1 pseudogene is annotated in these 1245 nt (G+C 69.0%); it reads left to right on the top strand.

Annotated elements, in window-relative coordinates:
• A pseudogene (locus ABD52_RS37200) lies at positions 1-1245 on the top strand (right-handed parallel beta-helix repeat-containing protein); the annotation flags it as partial.

Raw genomic sequence — 1245 nt, 5'->3', positions numbered from 1 at the left:
GCACGCCACCCCCCAGCACGCCGCCCCCGAGCACGCCGCCGCCGACCGGCGGCGCGATCTACGCCGCGCCGAACGGCACCGCCGGGGCGGCCGGCACCCAGGCCAGCCCCACCACGATCGCCGCGGCGATCACCCGCGTCGGCGCGGGCGGCACGATCTACCTGCGCGGCGGCACCTACAACCTGTCCCAGACGGTCACCGTCGCCGCCGGCAACAACGGCACGTCGGGCGCCCGCAAGAACCTGTACGCCTACCCGGGCGAGACGCCGATCCTGAACTTCTCCGCGATGAGCGAGGACCCGGCCAACCGAGGGCTCGCGCTGAACGCCTCGTACTGGCACGTGCGCGGGCTCGTGGTGGAGCGGGCCGGTGACAACGGCATCTTCGTCGGCGGCAGCAACAACATCATCGAGCGGACGGTGACCCGCTTCAACCGCGACACCGGACTGCAACTGTCCCGGATCGCCTCCAGCACGCCCCGCGACCAGTGGCCCGCCAACAACCTCATGGTCAGCGTGGAGTCGCACGACAACGCCGACTCCGACGGCGAGGACGCCGACGGCTTCGCGGCCAAGCTCACCGTCGGCGGCGGCAACGTCTTCCGGTACGCGGTGTCGCACCACAACATCGACGACGGATGGGACCTCTACACCAAGTCCGACACCGGCGCGATCGGCACGGTGACCATCGAGGACTCGCTCGCGTACAGCAACGGCACGCTGAGCAACGGCACGCAGAACGGCAACGGCGACCGCAACGGCTTCAAGCTCGGCGGCGAGGACATCGCGGTGAACCACACCGTCCGGCGCACCATCGCGTACCGCAACGGCAAGCACGGGTTCACGTACAACCGCAACCCGGGCACCATGACGATCTCGAACAACCTGAGCATCGACAACACCGAACGCAACTTTCTCGTTCGACGCCGGCACCTCGGTGTTCCGGAGCAACACGTCCTGCCGCTTCGCCGGCAGCGGCTCCAACGACAAGACGGTCGGCAACGTGGACGGCTCGAACCAGTTCTGGTCCGGGAGCAACGGCTCCCGCTGCTCCACGTACTCCGGCGCCCTCGCCTGGTCCTTCACCGGCGACGGCCGCCTCACGGTGACCCTGGGCGGCCGCCCCGTCTCCCTCTGACCCTCTCCTCTCGGTTGATCATGAGGTTGGCGGCCGGATCGGAGATCGAGAACGCCGTCAACTTCATGATCGACCGGATGTGGGGGTGGGGTGGGACTAGGATCGCGG

Source organism: Micromonospora sp. RV43, from assembly GCF_001029515.1.
Lineage (GTDB): Bacteria > Actinomycetota > Actinomycetes > Mycobacteriales > Micromonosporaceae > Micromonospora > Micromonospora aurantiaca.
The sequence above is the reverse complement of the archived record's forward strand: the minus strand, read 5'-3'. Positions and strand labels throughout refer to the sequence as shown.